11 protein-coding genes are annotated in these 20,369 nt (G+C 53.7%); 5 read left to right on the top strand and 6 right to left on the bottom strand.

The window, feature by feature from the left end; all coding sequences use genetic code 11:
- The 5 genes from LZ463_RS27780 to LZ463_RS27760 form a co-directional block, all read right to left on the bottom strand.
- The gene (locus tag LZ463_RS27780) at positions 1-615 is read right to left on the bottom strand and encodes an acyl carrier protein phosphodiesterase (RefSeq protein ID WP_241459573.1); all 615 of its coding nucleotides are present in this window, start codon (positions 613-615) and stop codon (positions 1-3) included.
- A 55-nt stretch (positions 616-670) separates the two neighbouring features.
- On the bottom strand, positions 671-880 hold the full coding sequence (locus tag LZ463_RS27775; protein ID WP_241459572.1) for a type II toxin-antitoxin system antitoxin: 210 nt from the start codon (positions 878-880) through the stop codon (positions 671-673).
- Positions 880-1,335, bottom strand: coding sequence for a hypothetical protein (locus tag LZ463_RS27770; RefSeq protein ID WP_241459571.1), 456 nt, complete (start codon positions 1,333-1,335; stop codon positions 880-882). Before LZ463_RS27770 ends, LZ463_RS27775 begins: the two co-directional genes overlap by 1 nt.
- Before the next feature lie 20 nt (positions 1,336-1,355).
- Positions 1,356-2,279 carry an SPFH domain-containing protein gene (locus LZ463_RS27765; RefSeq protein ID WP_241459570.1) on the bottom strand — a complete coding sequence of 308 codons (924 nt, stop codon included), beginning with the start codon at positions 2,277-2,279 and terminating at the stop codon, positions 1,356-1,358.
- A gap of 161 nt (positions 2,280-2,440) precedes the next feature.
- The gene (locus LZ463_RS27760; protein WP_241459569.1) at positions 2,441-3,742 is read right to left on the bottom strand and encodes an MFS transporter; all 1,302 of its coding nucleotides are present in this window, start codon (positions 3,740-3,742) and stop codon (positions 2,441-2,443) included.
- A gap of 156 nt (positions 3,743-3,898) precedes the next feature.
- On the opposite strand from LZ463_RS27760, the gene LZ463_RS27755 reads away from it, so the two are divergent.
- Together LZ463_RS27755 and LZ463_RS27750 are read left to right on the top strand one after the other, a co-directional pair.
- Positions 3,899-5,584 carry an SgrR family transcriptional regulator gene (locus tag LZ463_RS27755; protein WP_241459568.1) on the top strand — a complete coding sequence of 562 codons (1,686 nt, stop codon included), beginning with the start codon at positions 3,899-3,901 and terminating at the stop codon, positions 5,582-5,584.
- Positions 5,585-5,687: 103 nt separating this feature from the next.
- Positions 5,688-7,085, top strand: coding sequence for an MATE family efflux transporter (locus LZ463_RS27750; protein ID WP_241459567.1), 1,398 nt, complete (start codon positions 5,688-5,690; stop codon positions 7,083-7,085).
- A gap of 4 nt (positions 7,086-7,089) precedes the next feature.
- Here LZ463_RS27750 and LZ463_RS27745 read toward each other — a convergent pair whose 3' ends face one another.
- Positions 7,090-7,884: a type IV pili methyl-accepting chemotaxis transducer N-terminal domain-containing protein gene (locus LZ463_RS27745; RefSeq protein WP_241459566.1), complete on the bottom strand. Its 795-nt coding sequence runs from the start codon at positions 7,882-7,884 to the stop codon at positions 7,090-7,092.
- A gap of 230 nt (positions 7,885-8,114) precedes the next feature.
- On the opposite strand from LZ463_RS27745, the gene ychF reads away from it, so the two are divergent.
- The 3 genes from ychF to LZ463_RS29170 form a co-directional block, all read left to right on the top strand.
- Positions 8,115-9,206 (top strand): redox-regulated ATPase YchF, encoded by a 1,092-nt coding sequence (gene ychF / locus LZ463_RS27740; RefSeq protein ID WP_241459565.1) that lies wholly within the window; start codon positions 8,115-8,117, stop codon positions 9,204-9,206.
- Between the two features lie 361 nt (positions 9,207-9,567).
- On the top strand, positions 9,568-15,459 hold the full coding sequence (locus tag LZ463_RS27725; protein ID WP_277624201.1) for a DUF4347 domain-containing protein: 5,892 nt from the start codon (positions 9,568-9,570) through the stop codon (positions 15,457-15,459).
- 476 nt (positions 15,460-15,935) lie between these two features.
- A partial coding sequence (locus tag LZ463_RS29170) for a DUF4347 domain-containing protein (RefSeq protein ID WP_277624200.1) occupies positions 15,936-20,369 on the top strand: 4,434 nt, incomplete at its 3' end.

Genomic DNA, 20,369 nt, shown 5'->3' with positions numbered 1-20,369 from the left:
CTATTGAAGCGGCGGCTCAGGCAAACTGATCAATGGTCGCTGTTCGTGTACATAGCGAACCAGGTCGGGAAAGAATTGCTGGAAACCTTGGCTGAGGGCAGCAAAATTACTCTGCAAATCAGCCAGACCGGCAAACAGCAGGTGACCGTTTTTTGACAGCCTTTGTGAGGTACGCTGCACGGCAATTTCCACACCACTGAATTCATGATACGAACTCAGCCAATCCTGGCTGATCATGCGTGGCAGTGCTGCCTGCAGGGTATCGGGCAAGAGTATCCGGCCCTGCTCCTGCAAGGCTGCATAAAAGCGCCGTATCAATTGCTGCCTGGGTTCATCCGAATAATCGGACCAGTGCGTACTGAGAATATGGTCATAGAAAATATCGAGCAGGATGCCAGCATAACGGCGATGCTGATCCTGGAACATGCCCTTGGCGGCCAGAACAACGGGATGGCTGTCGGTAAAGGTATCGACCATTCTGTGCAGAACGATGTCAGCCTGTATCTCGGGATGGTAGAGTACGGTGTCCTTGAGTCTGACAAAATCGCCGAGGACAGCGCCGACCATGGCACGTTCGCTGTGCCGGGCCAGGTAAATATGTGCAAGGAAATTCATCAGCGGAGTATAAAGCGTCCAGCCTTTTTATGCTTGCAGGACTATCTGATCAGGTTTATGTCTCACCCTGGTCATCACCCTTATGGAACTTGTCCTCAAGTTTGCTGATGGCCGGAATCCGTCCATGCTGCTTCAGTGCCTGCCTGAGCAGGTATTCCACCTGGGCATTGGCACTGCGCAGCTCTTGCGCCGCCATGCGTTCAATTTCACTCCAGAGAGCAGGGTCGATACGCAGGGGGAAGGATTTTTTTCCTGGACTGGCCATTATCTGCCATTCAAACGTGGTGAAATATAGCTGAGCAAACGCTGTGCATCCTGCGTCCCCAGGCGCAAGCTCTTGCCATTGCGCAGTTGCAGGCGTATTGCCTGGGTACCGCTGGCGTTGTACAGCATGCCTTGCCTGGTCTTCTTGATACCCCAGCCGTCGATAAAAGTTGTCGTGACGGCCTCAAGCGATTGAATGTCTGCCAGGGCCAGTTTCCAGCATGGCCATCCAAGCCAGCCAAAACGCCATTGCAGGTGCGTGGCATCAATCTGTATGGTCAGGCTGCCCAGAAATACCAATACAATGACGTTGACCAGAGGTACGCTCAAAGCCATCCAGGACGCAACAGGCGTACCTGCCAGGTATTGCGAACCCAGCGTGAACAGTGTCATCAGGGGCATGAAAATCCAGAGGAATTTGAACCACTGTTTTTCCACATAAGCCGGATGTTGCATGATGAAATCCCTATCCCTGATCAATTATATAAAGTACCGGTGTTGATGACGGGCTGGGTCTCTTTGTCCGAGCACAGCACAACCAGCAGATTGCTGACCATGGCCGCTTTTCTTTCATCGTCGAGTTCAACAATCTGGCGCTCGGACAAACCTTGCAAGGCTGCTTCCACCATGCTGACAGCGCCATGTACGATCTTTTTACGGGCGCTGATGATGGCTTCTGCCTGTTGACGGCGTAACATGACCTGGGCGATTTCTGCGGCATAAGCCAGGTGAGTCAGCTTGGCGTCTTCAACATCAATACCGGCTGCGGCAAAACGACTATGCAGTTCTGCCCGCATGGCGCTGGCAACCACATCCATGCCGGCGCGCAGAGTTGTCTCGCCTTCGGCCAGGTCTTCACCATCATCATAGGCGTATTGTGTTGCCAGGTGACGCAAGGCCGCCTCTGCCTGGATGTTAACGAAACGTTCAAAATCATCGACATTATAAATCGCCAGCGCTGTATCCTGCACCCGCCAGACGATGGCGGCGCCGATCTCGACCGGGTTACCGCGCTTGTCATTGACCTTCAGTGCTGCTGTATTGAGTGTACGGGCACGCAGACTGAGCTTGCGTTTGGCATAAAAAGGATTAACCCAGCGCAAACCTTCGCTGCGATCCGTGCCCTTGTATTGACCAAACAGCGACAGTAAGGCCGCCTCGTTGGGTTGCAGCATGTACAGGCCTGTCATGATAAAAATACCAAGAACAACAATCGCCAGGCGGGCAAGGACAGCCAGCAGTTCCGGCTCACCGCCGACACGCAGCAGACTGATAAAACTATAGGCGCCACCGGCAACCAGCACCAGGCCGGTGAAAATCATGGCGTAACCGTCCAGCGATGGGCGCGAGCGTTCCTGGATTAATTTTTTTGTGCTCGCTAGCCCTGATGTCGTACTCATACTTTCTCCTGATAGATGGCACTTTGAAATCAAAGTGATATCACTTTAGGACGAAGGCCTGCACTTGTCAAGGAAGTTTCAATAAAACCATCTGCGAAAAGATAGCCGGAAATAATCAGAAGTCTTGCAGGGCTCGCCCGGCGTCGAGCAAAGCCCTTGCCTCAGGACAGGGGGAACAGGTTCTTGACGCGGTTGTTTGCCAGTTTCTTGCTGGCTGCCGATAAAGGATTGCAAGCCGGGACCGGCTCGGCGTCTGGCAAAGCCTGAACCGGAGCTGCAACTTCCATTGCCACGGTCTCTGCAATACCTCTGCTGCGCGTCCCTGCATAGTACATGACCACCCCCAGACAGGCAGCGGATATCAGGACCCAGAACATGACGTCCGTCGGGAAGTGCGCCAGCAAGAAACCACAGACCACAGGGTTGAAGGCAGCACCAAAGGTCGCCAGGCTTTGCGCACCATAATAGCTGCCACGCTTGTCGGCCGGCGCGATCATATCGATGAACATGTATTCGCAAGGGATGACAATGACCTCGCCGACTGTGAATGCCAGTGTCGCCACCACCCAGGCCAGGGGATGAGCGGCATGCATGAAACCAAGCAAGCCCACCGCATACAGCATCGCCCCCAGGCTGACCCAGCGGAACAGATATTTTTGCTGCATCAACTTGCCAACCGGGTATTGCAGCAATACGACGGTCACTGCATTGGTGATCAGGATATACGGCAGCAATTGCGCTGCAGCTTGCGTGCCTTTGCTCAGTATCAGGTATTGCGAAAGGTAGCCTGAAACAAAGCGGCCAAATACGAAAGAAGTCAGTATGCTGCCGGTGGTGAACAGTATCAGGCGGCGGTCGCTTTTCAACACCTGCAAAGTTTGCCTGAAACTGGTCGGTCTGGATTTGCTGTCATTGCCATGCGCTGTCGGCAGGTTTCGCTGGAAACCGAGCACTTGTGACGCGAGCAAAGAGAACGCTGCAGCCAGCCACAAGGGCGCAGATATCTTGATGGAAAACAGCCATGCCCCCAGCAAAGGCCCCATCGAAAAAGCCATATTGATCAGCATGTAGTTGAGCGAGAAAGCCCTGGGCCGCTGCTCAGGCGGCAATATATCGGCCAGCATGGCCTTGAGGGAAATACCACGCAATGTCAGCGCAGATTCTATGCAGATCAATGCTAGCAAAGCCGCCAGCGCATTTGCCGCCACGGTCAGCAAAGCGGTACAGAGGGCGACAATCATGCAGGCCAGCATCATCAGCAGACTCTTGTTCATGCGGTCAGCCAGGTAACCGGCATACAGGCCAAACAAGGTGGAAAAAAAGATACTGCCACCCAGCACCCAGCCTATGACCTGCTGGTTCAAACCCAGATGTTCAGTCAGATACAGCGCCATGAAAGGCAGTGCCACGGCACGGCCCATGACGAAAACAAAGGAACTCAATAAAAGCCGGATTACTGTCATTGGAAAACCAAACATCATTATCCTTTCGTCATGCATGCAGATTGACGCAAATCTGATGTCGCACAGTATCTAAAAAAAAGCAGAAGTGAAAAATGGATATAATAAAAAAAGTTTTTTCCCCTTTTATCGTGCTGCCTCATCACCAGACCATCCTGCATGAAACTCCTGGACCAATACCGCAAGCTCTACAGTTTTCTGCAAAGCCAGGAGCAACAGCCAGGCCTGCCTGCACTGGCACTGGCCATGCATTGCAGCGAGCGCAATATGCGCAACCTGCTCGCCAAGATGCAGCAACAAGGCTGGCTCAACTGGCAAGCCGGACGCGGACGTGGCAATCATTCGCAACTGGATTTTTTACAGACGCCAGACAGCCTGGCGCTTGATCATTTATCGCACCTGCTGGCCAGCGGTGATCTGGAACAGGCGTTTGCCAGTCTTGATGAAAACCAACGCCAGCAACTGGCAACACGCCTGCCGGAATACCTGGGCATGTCGGACAGCGCCTGTCGCAGCTTGCGCATGCCCTTGTTCCGCACGGTGGAGAGTCTGGACCCGCTGAAAGTCTACGGTCGGCTGGAAGCGCATCTGGCCAGGCAGATTTTTTCCCGGCTGACGACCTTTGATCATGAGCAGCAAGCCTTGCGCCCTGCCATCGCCCATCATTGGGAAAGTGAAAAGAATGCGACCGTCTGGCATTTCTGGCTACGCCCGGATTTGAGTTTTCATGATGGCAGCGAGCTGGGTGTGGAAGATGTGAAAGCCAGCTTTTTGCGCCTGCGTGATCAGTCGGCGATCTACCAGAATCTTTACCGTCATTTGCAGCATATAGAGACAGGACCCAGCCAGCGTGTCAGTTTTTATCTGGCGCACCCCGATCACCTGTGGCCACACTGTCTTGCCACAGCCAATTCATCCATCGTCCCACGCCAGCGGCATGCCAACTTTGGACGCTTCCCCATAGGCAGTGGTGCTTTCCGTATTGTGCGCAATAACACCTATCAGCTGACCTTGCAGGCATTCAAGGACTATTATCGTGAACGCCCCTTGCTTGATGAAATCGATCTATGGATGTTGCCGCCACCGTCAGGCCCTTCCGGTTTTGATTTGCAATTTGGTTACGCCAACGATGACTGCAACAAAAAAGAAACCATCGTGGGCGCAGAATCCGGTTGCACCTATATGATCTGCAATCCGCAGCGCAGTTTTTTCAAATCGGCAGAACAGCGCCTGGCGCTGGCTGACTGGCTGGCGCCCGCCTTGCTCTTCAACCAGAATGATCCCAGAAGAAAAATTGCGTCGGGCCTGCTGGTAATCTGGAAGCATCGTATCGCCAAACCGCAAAAATGCAGCCCCTTCAAACCAGGCACGAAACTGCGTATGGTCAGCGGCCAGACCAATGAAATGCTGAGCCTGGCGCAAGCCATCAAACAGCGACTGGAAGCCGGTGGCGTCCAGGTCAGCTGGACCAGCCTGCCCTTTGATCAGTTGCTGGCGCGTGAATGGATGAAAGACACTGACCTCGTCGTCAGCCGTGAGGTCATGCATGATGACCAGGACTTTGGCTGCTTTGAATGGTTTGCTGCCGACAGTGTCTTCCGCCGCTGGATGCCAGTCGATGCAGTCCAGCTCATGGATGCCGACCTGATGAAGATCAGGACCATGGCTGACAGTCGCCGTCGCATGGCTGCCTATGCGCGCATAGGCAAACGCATGGTACAGGAAGGCTGGATGATACCGGTCTCGCATGAAAACCAGCAAGTCAGCATCGCCCCGCATGTTGCGGGTGTCAGGATGACACCGTTTGGTTTTGTCTCCTTCAATGAACTGTGGCTCAAGTATTGATTCAAAGCTCAAGTCCCTGATGCCCGACTTGTGATGGCGGGCACAGAAAGCGATTTCCAATCTGGGTTAAGATGCTCGTCCGCATCATTTTTGTCAGCTCCGCATGAAAACCCGCATCCGCACCGAAGCCGCCGCCCTCTGGACCATTGCCTGGCCCGTCCTGATTGGTCAACTCGCCACCGTAGGCATGGGTGTGGCCGACGTCGCCATGACCGGCCACCTGAGCGCTGACGACCTGGCATCAGTGTCCCTGGGTGCGAATGTCTGGGCCATCATCCTGGTCACCGTGATGGGTATCATGATGGCGGTCAATACGGTGATTGCGCATGAAGTCGGCGCAGAAAATCATGCACGTGTGCCGCACATGGTCAGGCAGGCATTGTGGCTGGGCCTGGGTGTGGGTCTGATCGCCTGCCTGGCGCTCAATGTGTCCACGCTGATTTTCAATTACCTGCAACTCGAACCGGCCATCAATGCCAAGGCTTCGCAATTCGTCCATGTGATCAGCATGGGCATGCCGGCCTTTGCCATGTACCGCGCCCTGTATGGCTACACCACCAGCCTGAACCAGACCAAGCCCGTGATGATGATTGCACTGGGTGGCCTGGGCTACAATATTGTGATGAACTGGCTGTTCATCTATGGCCACCTTGGCTTCCCCAAGCTGGGCTCTACCGGCTGTGCACTGGCGACCGGCACTGGCTTGTGGCTGATGCTGGGGGCAATGCTATTCTGGATGCGCCGCGCCGAAGCGTATCGTGAGACCTTCCCTTTCAGCCATTATGAAGGGCCGAACTGGACAGAAATACGCTCCACCCTGCGCCTGGGCCTGCCCATAGGCATCACGTATTTTGCCGAAGTGTCTGCCTTTGGCGCGGTCGGTTTGCTGATCGCACGTTTTGGTGTGGTGCCGGTATCGGCCAACCAGATTGCCCTGAATTTTTCTTCACTGGTATTCATGGTGCCGATGAGCCTTGGCATCGCCCTGACCACGCGCGTAGGCCAGACCCTGGGTGAAGGTGATAGCGAACGTGCGCGCTTTGTATCCTGGGTTGGTTTTGCCTTGTCGATGGCGTTTGCGGCCCTGTCCGCACTGTGCATCATGTTGTTGCGTGACCAGATTGCTGCAGCCTATACATCCGACCTGGCAGTACAGGCGCTGGCATCTGAGCTGCTGTTATATGCAGCCATCTTCCAGTTGTCGGATGCTGCGCAGGTCACGGCATCGTGTGCGATACGTGGCTACAAGGTGACGCGCACGCCAATGCTCATACACCTGCTGGCATTCTACGGTTTTGCCTTGCCGATCGGCTGTCTGCTCGGGCTGGCACCTGACTGGCTGCCCTGGCATCCGCAGCAGCCCATGGAAGCACGTGGCTTCTGGACAGGCCTGGTGATGGGCCTGACCGTCGCAGGGGTATCACTGACCATATTCCTGCACAAGTTGAGCAAGCGCAGGATCAGGAAACCGCTTCAGAGTCAGGTTCAGAATCCGGCATGACAGCTCAGGCAAGCTGCTGATACAGGCTAGTGATGCCATCCATGGTGCTGAGTATTCTCTCACTGGTGGTGGCAACATTGATGGCATATTGCCGGGCATTTCTGGTATCAGCAATCTTGCCCAGGGCATCATCAAAAAACAGCCATTGCTGTTGTGCCAGCGCCAGTTCTTCCCTGATGCGTGCCGTATTCGCTGGCGCGCCCTGCAGCGTCGTCATGCCTGCAACGAAGTCCTTGCGGGCAGCGTCAAGCTTGGCCATAACGTCGGGCGGCGCCACCCCCCATTGCTGTGCCTGATAAAATTTCGCCATCCTTTGTGACAGCATACGCTGCCTGCCCGAGACATTCACCAGTTGCCCCATGCTGGTGCCAGAATAGGCCTCCAGTTGCATGGTCGCCTTGTGGGCGATGCTCAATACATCTTCGTTAAGCACCATGATGGCGCGGGCGTCTTGCTGGTTGGGTTGCTTGTCCAGCAAGACTTTCTTGTATTGCTGCCAATTCTTTTCCATTTCAGACAAGAGCTGCTTATTGTCCTGGGTTGGCGCGAAATTCTTCAGCTCGGCATGTTGGCGCTCGAAACTGTTGAGCGATGATTCCAGTATCTTGCGCGACTGCTCCACCTCTATCCCCAGCCCCAGTTGCAGATAGGCTTTGGCCATGCGCTGTGACAACATGCGCTGCCGGCCAGATTTATTGATGGCCTCATTGAGGTTGATGACCTGCGCAATGGCATAAGAAAGCAGGCCCAGATTGCCTGCCATCAAACCCGTTTTTACGATGAAGCCCCGTCTGTTCATATGCCGCCCCTGAATAATGATCGGAATTGATCAACACAAAGCAAACTTCATACCTGCAAATACAGAAAATATTCACCAAAATATGGAATGCAGTATGAATTTACTAATATTAATAACCGGACAACAATATCTGGAGCGGACTGATTTTTGTGTATTCCGGGTCGAATCGGTCTTTAAGCCTGCCTTTCCGGTAAAATAGCGGGTTAATCAAATCCAACTGGCAAAACATCATGAGTCTCAAATGCGGCATCGTCGGCCTGCCTAACGTCGGCAAATCAACCTTGTTCAATGCCCTGACCAAGGCGGGCATCCCGGCAGAAAACTATCCTTTCTGCACGATAGAACCGAATGTGGGCGTGGTGGAAGTCCCGGACCCACGTTTGAAACAGCTGTCCGAGATCGTCAAGCCTGAACGTATCCAGAACGCCATCGTGGAATTTGTCGATATCGCCGGTCTGGTTGCCGGCGCCTCCAAAGGTGAAGGTCTGGGCAATCAGTTCCTCGCCCACATCCGCGAAACAGACGCCATCGTCAACGTGGTGCGCTGCTTTGAAGATGACAATGTGATCCACGTCGCCGGCAAAGTCAGCCCACTGGACGATATCGAAGTCATCCAGACAGAACTGGCACTGGCTGACATGGGCACGGTAGAAAAAGCTATCCACCGCGAAAACAAGAAAGCCCGCTCCGGCGACAAGGACGCAGCCAAACTGGTCGCTCTGCTGGAACGCATCATGCCTGCCCTGAACGATGCAAAACCTGTGCGCGCGCTGGGTCTGGATGCAGAAGAAATGCTGCTGATCAAGCCACTGTGCCTGATCACTGCCAAGCCAGCGATGTATGTTGCCAATGTTTCTGACAGCGGTTTCACCAACAACCCCTTGCTTGACCAGTTGACCGCGTATGCAGCATCCCAGAATGCCCCTATCGTCGCCATCTGCGCGGCCATAGAATCAGAAATCGCGGACCTCGACGAAGCTGACAAGGCCGACTTCCTGGCAGACATGGGCATGGATGAACCAGGCCTCGATCGCCTGATACGTGCCGGTTTCAAACTGCTGGGCCTGCAAACCTATTTCACCGCCGGCGTGAAAGAAGTACGCGCCTGGACCATCCATGTAGGTGACACTGCACCGCAAGCGGCAGGCGTGATCCACACCGATTTCGAACGCGGCTTCATCCGCGCCCAGACTATCGCCTTTGAAGATTACATCACCTACAAAGGCGAAACCGGCGCCAAGGAAGCAGGCAAGATGCGCGCCGAAGGCAAGGAATATGTGGTCAAGGATGGCGATGTACTGAACTTCCTGTTCAACGTTTAATTTTTTCGAAAGCATTATTCCACAGCACGCTGAGCATCAAGCGTAGCGATATAAAGCCTGGCAAATAACTGCCAGGCTTTTTTATTCTTGCTTCCTCGTTTTCTAGCTCCTTCTTACGAATCACTTACGACAACTATCTAGAATAACCAACTTTGTCGTTCACCAACTTTCAAGCTTTCCCCTCGTGCAGACTACAACATCCCGCAGTTTATCCTGTGGCGACTGCATCGCAGAGAGCAGCTTGCTATTCGTAAGATTGGATCATTCCACTATGTCTGAGCAGTCAACACTATCAGCGTCGCCAACAACAAGTGCAGGACTTCAAACACTAGCCAGTTTACAAGTGCAAAGCGAATCCGGCATGCGGGCACCGTTATCGCTGGTTTTTGTCGACAGCCGCCTCCCCGATTTCCAGCAAATTACTCACGCAGCCCAACCAGGCACGACAGTGATCGTACTCGACCAAAACCTGGATGGCATGCAACAGATTGCCGCTGCACTCAAAAATTACAGGAATGTTGATTCCATTTCCATTGTTTCACATGGGGATACAGGCGTTGTCCTGCTGGGAAATACCGTGCTGCATGATGGCAATCTTGTACAGTATCAGCAGGAATTGCAGGCAATCAGCACAGCCTTGAAACCCGGTGGCGACCTTTTGCTGTATGGATGCAACATCGGCGCCGGGCAGGCTGGTGCAAAATTCATCAACGACCTGTCAGTCATTACCAGTGCGGATGTCGCCGCATCCACCAATAACACCGGCGCGCTCATGCAGGGTGGCGACTGGCAACTGGAAATATCGACCGGTAATATCAATACCGGCAGTGCGCTCAATACACAGCAACTGTTGAACTGGAATCATCTGGCAGCAACCTTGTCTGCATCTGACCTGGCCAGCCTGCAAACAGCCATGGCTACAGCAAACTCAAATGGTGCCGACGATATCCTGACCCTGACAGGCGATATTCTGTTTACAGCGAGCAGTAACACCATTACTGTCACGGCAGATTCTGGTCATGCACTGACTATCATAGGCAGCAAGAATAACGCTGGCGGCAACGTCAAGATCGACGGTGGCAATCTGACACGCGTTGTAGATGTCGCAGCCGGGGCAACGGCCACTCTGGAAAACCTGACCATCACCAATGGTCTTGCAGCAGGCAATGGTGGAGATAATATTGGAAATACTACCGGAAACGGCCGACCAGGTGGCGATGGCGCAGGTGGAGGCATCCGCAACGCTGGCACGCTAAGCATCAATAATAGCGTCATAACAGACAATAAGGCCTCTGGTGGTGGGGGTACCGGCGGCGGCTTTCCCAAAGGCGGTGGCGGTGGTGGTGGCGGCGGTTTCGGTGCTGGCCTGGGAGGCGCTGGCGGATCCGACCGTGCAGGTGAATTGCCAACAGCACCAAGTGCCGGGAATGGCGGTAATGGCTCAGGTACGTCGGGCGGGCAACGCGGCGGCTACGGTGGCAGTACGACAGGCGGTGCTGGTGGAGGTGCCAATATCCCATTTGTAGGCACTGGCTATTCGATCGGCGGCGCCGGGGGTACTGCCAGTAGCGGCGGAGCCTCCATCGGTGGTGGTGGTGGCGGCGGTGGTGGCTTTTTCAATGGTGGTACTGGCGGCAGTGCAGTAGGCGGCATTTTTAATAGCGGTACACTGACCATCACAGGCAGCGCCATTAGCAATAATATTGCCGCAGGTGGCGGCGGTGGTGGCGGTGCAGCCTCCAATTATTCAAACAGCGGCAACGGCGGCACTGGCGGCAACGGTATAGGCGGCATCTGGTCAACCGGCACACTGCGTATGGACCCCGCCAGCCAGGCCACACTGGCTACGGGGAACAAGGGAGCTGGCGGGATTGGGGGCGGCACCTCAGGTACCGGCAATATTGCCGGTACCAATGGCAGCAGCATCGATGCAAGCCTGGGGACAATCACAACTTACAGCACACCGGCAACACTTCATGTAGGCATGTCCAAGGCTGCCCTCAAACTGGGGGATACGGCGCTGCTGACGTTCACATTTTCTAAAGCGGTCACTGACTTTACCATTGCTGATATTACGGTGGCGAATGGCAGTCTGTCAGCACTGTCAACCACGGACAATATCACCTATACCGCAACCTATACACCCAATGCCAGCGTAGAGAGTCTCAGCAACCTCATTTCTGTCAACATGGCGGGAACATATAATTCCACCATGACGCCGGGTGTGGGCACAACCAGCAGCAGCAATTTCACAGTTGACACCAAGCCTCCAACGCTCACCATCAGTAGCAATGTCAGTACACTTAAGGTAGGTGAAACTGCCAACATTACATTCAACTTCAGTGAGGCACCGGTCGGTTTCACAGCCGGAGATATCGTGGTCAGTGGCGGCAGCCTGGGTAGCCTCAGCGGTTCTGGTAACAGCTTCAGCGCAGTCTTTACACCAACTGCATCAAGCAATGGTGGCACTGCCAGCATCACCGTTGCTGCCGGGACGTACACCGATGCAGCCGGTAACGATGGTGGCGCAGGCAGCAGCCCTGCGCTGACTTTTGATACCAGCATTCCTGTTGTCAGCAGCGTCACCCTGCCCGCCAACGGCACTTATAAAACAGCACAAGATCTGAGCTTTACTGTCAATTTCAATGAAGCCGTCACGGTAAGCGGTACACCCAGCCTGCCCATCACACTCGATACAGGTGGGACCGTCTCTGCCACCTACGTCAGTGGCAGTGGCACTACTGCCCTGACTTTCCGCTACACGGTTGCCAGCGGCAATCTCGATAGCAATGGCATCAACCTGGGTAGCAGCCTTGCCCTCAACAGCGGCAGCATCAGGGATGCAGGTGGGAATAATGCCGATCTCGTTTTGCATGGCACAGGCAGCAGTGCTGGCATTTTGGTGGATGCTGTGATTCCTACGGCCGTGTCCATCAATCGCACGGGTTCTGCCGCAGCGGAGACCAATGGCTCCAGCCTCAGCTACACCGTCACTTTCTCAGAAAACGTCACTGGCGTTGATGCCAGCGATTTTCAGATCACAACAAGCGATACAGCCAGCGGCAGCGTTGCCAGTGTGACTGGCAGTGGCAGCGTCTACACAATTATTGCCAATAACCTTAGTGGCAACGGCAACCTGAGCTTGAACCTCAAGAGCAGCGGAACCGGCATCAGCGATCTGGCAGGCAATGCCATCGTCGCCGGACGTACTGCAGATGAATTCTATCTACTCGACCACACCGGCCCCTCCGTCACCGATGTCAGTTCCAGTGCTGCCAATGGCATGTATGCAGTGGGGGTGGTCATTCCTGTTACGCTGACATTCAGCGAACCCGCCTATGTGACTGGCACACCGCAACTGACGCTGAAAACTGGCGCCATCAATCGTGTCGTCAATTACACGAGCGGTTCAGGCAGCAATGTACTCAGTTTTAATTATACGGTGCAGGCAGGCGACAACAGCGCTGATCTTGATTATCTGAGCAACACAGCACTGACACTGAACGGTGGCAGCATCAAGGATCACCTTGGCAATATTGCGACACTGACACTTCCCACGCCAGGTACTGCCGGTTCGCTGGGCAGCAACAAGGCTATCGTCATCAATACCAATACTGCCCCGACCATAGGCGGCACCGTCGCAGGGCAGACGGTAACAGAAACTACCACGGTCTCCCCCTTTACCGGCGTCACCATCACTGATCCTGATGTCGGTGCCAGTGAAACCATCATCATCAGTCTTGATACCGCGGCCAAAGGCGCGTTCACGGCCGCCTCATTGGCAGCGACTGGCTTCTCGACTGCCGATGGTGGCCTGACCTATACCCATGCAGCCGGTACACCCACAGCAGTACAAGCCGCCATTCGTGGCCTGGTATTCCAGCCTGCGGCAGGCCGTGCTCCTGTTGGTGGCACAGAAACCACGACCTTCACCATCAGCGCCAATGATGGCATCGCTTCTGCGGTATTGAACAATACAACCACGGTCATCTCTACCGGTGTCAATGCCGCACCGACCAATATTACGTTGTCGAATGCAGCAATACAGCAAGGTTCTGCCGACAATACCCCTGTTGGTAACCTGACTGCAATTGATCCTAACCCTGGTGATACGGCAACGTTTACCCTGGTCTCAGGCAATGGGACGAATGACCGTGACAATGGCAAATTCGCGATCTCGGGCAATAGCCTGGTGGCGAAAAACCCTGTGGGCATGACACCGGGTAATTTCAGCGTATTTCTGCGTGCCACCGACACCGTGGGCAGCGCCTATGAAAAGAATTTCATCATCACCGTGGGTGACAATGTTGCACCCGTGGCGACAGGCATCACCCGTATCCAGCCTGAGAACACCAGTCTGGGGATGATAGAATACAAGGTCACCTTCAGTGAAGCTGTCACGGGAGTCAATGCAGCGGCCTTTGCACTGGCGACTACGGCCACTGCCGCTGGCACCATCAGTAGCGTGATCCAGCTGGACCCTTCCACCTATACTGTCAGAATCACAGGCCTGACCGGTGACGGGACGCTGGGACTTAATCTCAAGGGCAGCGGTACTGGCATTGTTGATACCACCAGCCTGCCGCTCAATGGGGGCTTTACCGGGCAGTTGTATCAGGTTGATCATACGGCGCCGACGACGACCATCGCTCATTTGAAGTTCTCGAATGATGACGGTGTCAGTGGTACTGATTTCATCACGACAGCAACTCAACAAACCATCTCCGGTAGTTTGAGTACAGGCCTGCTCGCTGGTGAAACTGTACAAGTCTCACTCGACAATGGCGCACACTGGCTCAATGCCACAGCAACGCTGGGCAGCAGCAACTGGTCGCTGCAAAACCAGACACTGGGCGGTAACAATACCCTCAAGGTCAGGGTCACTGACCTGGCAGGCAATAGTGGCACTACCCTGCAACAGGTTTATTCCATCCTTGCCTATGACAACAATACAGGGACCAATCCTTCTGACAACACGACTCCTGTGATTGATCCTGATGCTGATGGGGACGGCATATTACAAACCATAGAAGCGGAAGTACCCAACTGGACAGGGAATGGCAAAGGAGACGGCAATGGCGACGGCAAGGCGGATCAGGCGCAGAAGGAAGTGGGTTCGCTGCCCTGGAATAACGGTCAACTGAGCAGTACGCATTATGCGACCCTGAGTGTGGATGCTTCCCTGGCATTGGGCAAGGTGCTCACCAGCGCCAGTCCGGCTACGCTTCCCACGAATTTGCAACTGCCTTATGGCCTGATCAATGCCCAGGTCGATGGCGCTGGTACGGTTAAGGAACTCAGTCTGTCGATTTATACCGATAAGCTGGGCTCCGTGAATGGTTACTGGGTACAGGACAAGGCGGGTAACTGGACGAATATCGCCAGCAGTATCACGGAGACGAATGGCAAGCTGAAGGTGGACTTCAAGATCACCGATGGCGGCATTTATGATGCGGATGGCAAGGTCGATGGCAAGATCAGTTTCAGTGGCGGTCTGGGATACAGGAATATTCCTCTGCCCGGCGACAGGGATGGTGATGGTATCCCGGATGCGATAGAAGCAAAGGTGGGCACCAAACTGGATATGAAGGACAATGATGTCTTGCACAAGGCTGACCTGTTTGCGATGCAGTTATACCGCGATGTGTTGTTCCGTGAAGCGGATACGGCGGGTGTGCAGTACTGGCAGCAACAGGTCGATAGCGGCAAGATGAGCCGGGCGCAGGTGGCGGCGTCCTTCATGGAGTCGGCTGAATTCCAGAGTGGCATAGGCGGTATCACGCGTCTGTACTTTGGTGCCTTTGACCATTTGCCTGACCGTGATGGTCTGGCTTACTGGATGCAGGCACAGAAGGATGGCATGAATCTGAGTAAGATCAGTGCATCCTTTGTCGCCAGTGCGGAGCTCCAGAAGACTTACGGGGTACTGGATAATACGGCCTTTGTGGATAGGGTCTATCAGAATGTCTTGCACCGTTCTTCTGATGCAGCAGGCAAGGCTTACTGGCTGGGGCAACTGGGTAATGGTCTCTCGCGTGGCGATATGCTGGCGGGCTTTACGGAGTCGGCTGAGTTCAAGGCGAACTCGCAATCGAAAGTATCGCTGACGCTGGATTATATTGGTCTCCTGGGTCATGCGCCGGATCAGGCAACGTTTGATGCCTTGCTGGCACAGGGCAATACCGATGTCGTTACCCTCATTGGCCAGTTCCTCAATTCTCCTGAGTATCTGGCCAGGTTTATGCCGGTTTGATTACTGACTTGAAAACTGGCCTGGCGTAAGCATCTGGTCTGAGTAGTTCCCGTTATATCTTAACGGGAACTACTTTAAGCTTATCAGACACACCTGTGTTCGGGAGCCGCGACCCAACTATCAAAGGAATTCAAGAGGCAAGATTGAAGTAGCAACATTCATGATGCAACTTGAACAGCGCGTATCCGAACTTTGTGCATCGTTCTCACATCTAGAGCAAGAGAATGGCATCAATGTTGACATGCTGTTCAAATGGTGCCGATTATTTCGCCAAGGCCAATAGGGCCGGGTGATGCAGTGGCAGGCCGTGTTCTGTCTTTCGATCGTCAGCGAGAACCGACATCGTCAATTTGAGCAAATCACAATACGCTCTTACGATCTTCTTACGCATTAGAAATATACTATTTTGTTTTTTCTAATCTGTCCGCAATAAGCACCAGAAGTTACCGTCCACACTTTAGCCAGGCTTGATGATTATGAATACGTCCAATGTCCTTCACCTGAAAGCCACACTGTCTGAGCACGACTATGCTTCTATCCAGGCCCATGAAATTCAGTTGGCGCACCCTAGCCTCATACATGAGGCGCTGACCCCGACTGCCCCTGCAGCGGCACCATCGATGGAAAATCCTGCAGCGCCTGCTCCGAATCCAACTGCAAGCAAGCCCATTGCTCATGATGTCGTATTTATTGATAGCAGGGTTGCAGACGCCAGTAACCTGCTCAAAGGGGTGGCAGCGAATACTGAAGTAGTCTTCCTGCAAAGTAATAGTGATGGCTTGCAACAAATGGCTGATTACCTGGCCGGGCATCAGGTCAATTCAGTGCAAATCGTTGCGCATGGCTTTGAAGGTAATCTGTGGTTGGGTAAGACTTTTCTCGACAACAATACCATTAATAGCCATAGCGATGCGTTGGCCAAAATCGGTAAGGCACTGATACCTGGTGGCGATATCCTGGTGTATTCATGTAATTTGGCTGCTGGCAATGACGGTGCGAGCTTCGTCTCCAATCTGGCGACCCTGACTGGTGCCGATGTGGCCGCCTCCAGCAACCGCACTGGTGCAGGTGGCGACTGGGATCTAGAGGTGACCACTGGCAAAATAGAAGCCACCTCGGTTTTATCCAAAGATGCAGAAAGTCATTATGACCATTCTTTGGTCACCGTCACAGTTACCAATGGCAATGACTCAGGTGCTGGTTCTCTGCGTACTGCGATTACTGCAGCTAGCTCAGGGGATACCGTCACTTTTGATGCCAGCCGGACAGTGACACTCAGTACAGGTCAATTATTGATCAGCAAAAACCTGATCATAGAAGGTGATCTTGACGGTAACGGTACTCCTGACGTAACTATTGATGCCAACAACAGTAGCCGGGTCATCAATATTATTACTGGCACCGTGACGCTGGATGGCTTGATCATCAGAAACGGTCTGAGCAATGGCGCTGGTGGTAGCAACGCCACAGGTGGTATTGGTGGCAATGGCTCAGATGGTTTCGGCGCTGGTATCAATAACAGTGGAACATTAACCATCTCCAACAGTACCATTACGAACAACAAAGCAGCAGGTGGCGGTGGTGGTGGCGGTACTAGCGTAGGTTTGTATGGCGGCGGCGGCGGCGGTGGTGGCGGTTTTGGCTCAGGTAGTGGTGCTGCGGGCGGTATCGGTGCCGGTGCACAGTCTCCTGGTGCAATTTCCGGCATCACCGGCGGCACGGGCGGTGGTGCAAACGGACGTGGCGGCGGTGGCGGCAGTGCTACTGGTGGCGCGGCATCGACGTTTAGTGGTAGTGGCTACACTGTTGGCGGTGCTGGTGCAACAGCCAACAATGGCTCGATAGGAATAGGTGGCGGTGGCGGCGGTACTGGTACCGACAAGGCCGGCGGTACAGGTGGTAATGCGGCTGCGGCGATTTATAACAACACCACAGGATCCATCACCATACTCACCAGTACCATCAATAATAATATCGGTGCTGGTGGTGGTGGTGGTGGTGGTGTTGCAGCAAATTATTCGTCTACTGGTAACGGCGGAGATGGTGGCCGTGGTGTAGGTGGTATCTGGAACGCCAGCAGCACCGCTAATTCGGTCAAAATGGATGCTGGTACTTATACCAGCTTGGCAACTGGCAATAAAGGTGTTGGCGGCAGTGCCGGAACTGCATTAGGTGGGACAAATATCAATGGCAGTATAGGCGGGAGCAATGACAAGTACTTCGGCCTGAGTTCTCTAAACAACACTTTTGCACCAACCGCCATCAGTAGCGCCACCTACGACGCAAGTACAGGGACGCTAACAGTAACCGGCACGGGCATGGTCACGAACGATGTTATCGTTGCCAACAAGCTGACCCTGACTGGCGAAGGGGGCGCTACTTATACGCTGACAGACACTGCCAATACAACGGCCACCAATTCGACTACCTTTTCATTGACTCTGAGTGCGGCAGACAAACTTGCAGTTAATGGACTATTGAATAAAAACGGTACTACTGCTGCTGTCGGCGGCACGACTTTTAACATCGGAGGGGCGGCTGGCTGGGATTCAACGGCCAGCGCTACGGCCGATACCACAGGCAACGGCGTGACTGTATCAAACGTCGCAGCCCCAACAATTACCTCCGCGACTTACAATGTGAGCACCAACACATTTGTTGTCACTGGCACAAATCTGGTTAGTGTAGTCGGCGGCAATAATGACATCACCGTCTCAACCCTGACCATCACCGGGCAAAGTGGTGGGACACATACATTATCTACCACAGGCAATGTAGAAGTTACTAGTGCCACCAGCTTTACTTTCCAACTGGCTGGTGCAGATATTGCTGCAGTTAACGCATTACTCAATAAAAACGGCAGCAGTTCCAGTAGCGGCACTACCTACAACCTGGCTGCAACAGATAACTGGAATAGCGTGATCACGGGCGGCGATATTTCGGATGCCACCAATGCCATCAGCGTCACCAATGCTCCTACTGTCATCAGCAGTGCAACTTACAATGCAAATACAGGTGTATTGACTGTTACAGGTGTCAATATTACGAATGGCGGCACGATAGATGTCAGCAAGCTTAGCTTGACTGGACAAGGAGGATCTTACACGCTGACAGCCGCGACCAGTAACCCGACAGCAAGTAGTGACACCTCCTTTACAGTCACCCTGGGCGCCGCCGACAAAATTGCTGTCAATGGCGTACTTAACAATAACGGAACAACCTCCGCGACGGGCGCCATCACCTTCAACCTTGCAGCCGCGGCCAATTGGGACGTGACAGCAGCTGCAGCGGCTGATTTGACCGGCAATGGCATTACTGTTTCCAACGTCACCGCACCAACGATCACCTCTGCCTCCTATGATGCTGCAACAGGCATCCTGTCTGTCACAGGCACGGGCCTGGTAAAAACCATAGGCGCGACCAACGACATTACGGTCAATCAACTTCGTATCGTTGGTGAAGGAGGAACCGGGCGCACACTGGTCATTTCCAGCAATGTTGAAATTACGGATGCCACCACTTTTTCTGTGCAGTTAAGTGGCAATGACAGGATTGTTGTTGATAGCCTGCTTAATAAAAACGGAACGACGTCAACCAGTGGGTCAACCTATAATGTAGTCGCCTTTGACGACTGGAATAGTAGCATTACCGGTGGCGACATTTCTGACGCCACCAATCCACTGACGGTGTCGAATGTACCAATACCCACCATCACTTCTGCCACCTACGACGCAACTACTGGAACACTGGTTGTCACCGGCACAGGTTTCTTGCAACTGACTGGTGCCAACAATGATATCGTCGCCAATAAATTTACATTGACAGGTGAAGGTGGCAGCACCTATACCCTGACTGATACCAGCAATGTCGATATCGCCACCACCAGCAATACACAATTTACGCTGGTCCTGAGTGCTACCGATAAATCTGGCATCAACCAGATCATCAACAAGAACGGTACAAGTTCCACTGGCGGTACAACCTACAACGTTGCAGCAGCAGAAGACTGGACTGCAGGTGCTGATGCTGCGGTCGTCGTGGCCGACCTGACTGGTAACGGCGTAACCGCCACGGTTGCAGCACCCACTGTCACCTCCGCCACTTATGATGCCAGCACAGGTACGCTGGTAGTAACAGGTACCGGATTTACCCATAGGGCAGGTGCAGCCAACGATATTATCGCCAATAAGTTCACGCTGACCGGTCAGGGTGGCAGTACTTATGCATTGACTGATACAGCAAACGTAGAGATCACTTCTGACACCAGCTTTACGCTCGTGCTGTCGGCGACCGATAAAGCTGGCTTGCGCACCTTGCTCAACAACAATGGCACACAATCAGTCGGTGGAACGACCTACAATCTGGCAGCAGCGGATGACTGGGCCAATGGCGCTGACGCAGCACTCAATATCGCCGACACAACGGGCAATGGCATTACCGTATCAAATGTCGTATCGCCAGCGATCACCTCCGCAACTTACGACGCCAGCACAGGCATACTGACTGTTACCGGCACAAATATGGCCAGTGGTGATGCCATAGACGTGACCAAATTGACGCTCACAGGCGAGGCAGGCTCTTATACCCTGACCGTGGATACTGCAAATGTCACGGCAAGCAGTGCAACAGCTTTTTCAGTGACCCTGGGTGCCGTTGACAAAATCGCAGTGAATGGCGTATTAAACAATAATGGCACTAACGCGGTAGATACAACGACGTTCAACCTGGCAGCAGCGGCCAGTTGGGACAGTACCGTTACCACGTCGGCTGACCTGACTGGTAATGGTATTACAGTATCGAACGTCACCGCCCCTACAATCACCTCCGCAACCTTTGACGGCGCCACCAATATCCTGGTAGTGACAGGAACGGGTCTGGTTAAAACCATAGGTGCGACGAATGACATCACC

Origin of the sequence: Undibacterium paludis, assembly GCF_022568815.1 — a bacterium.
Taxonomy (GTDB): domain Bacteria; phylum Pseudomonadota; class Gammaproteobacteria; order Burkholderiales; family Burkholderiaceae_D; genus Undibacterium.
This window is presented reverse-complemented; position numbering and strand designations above follow the sequence as displayed.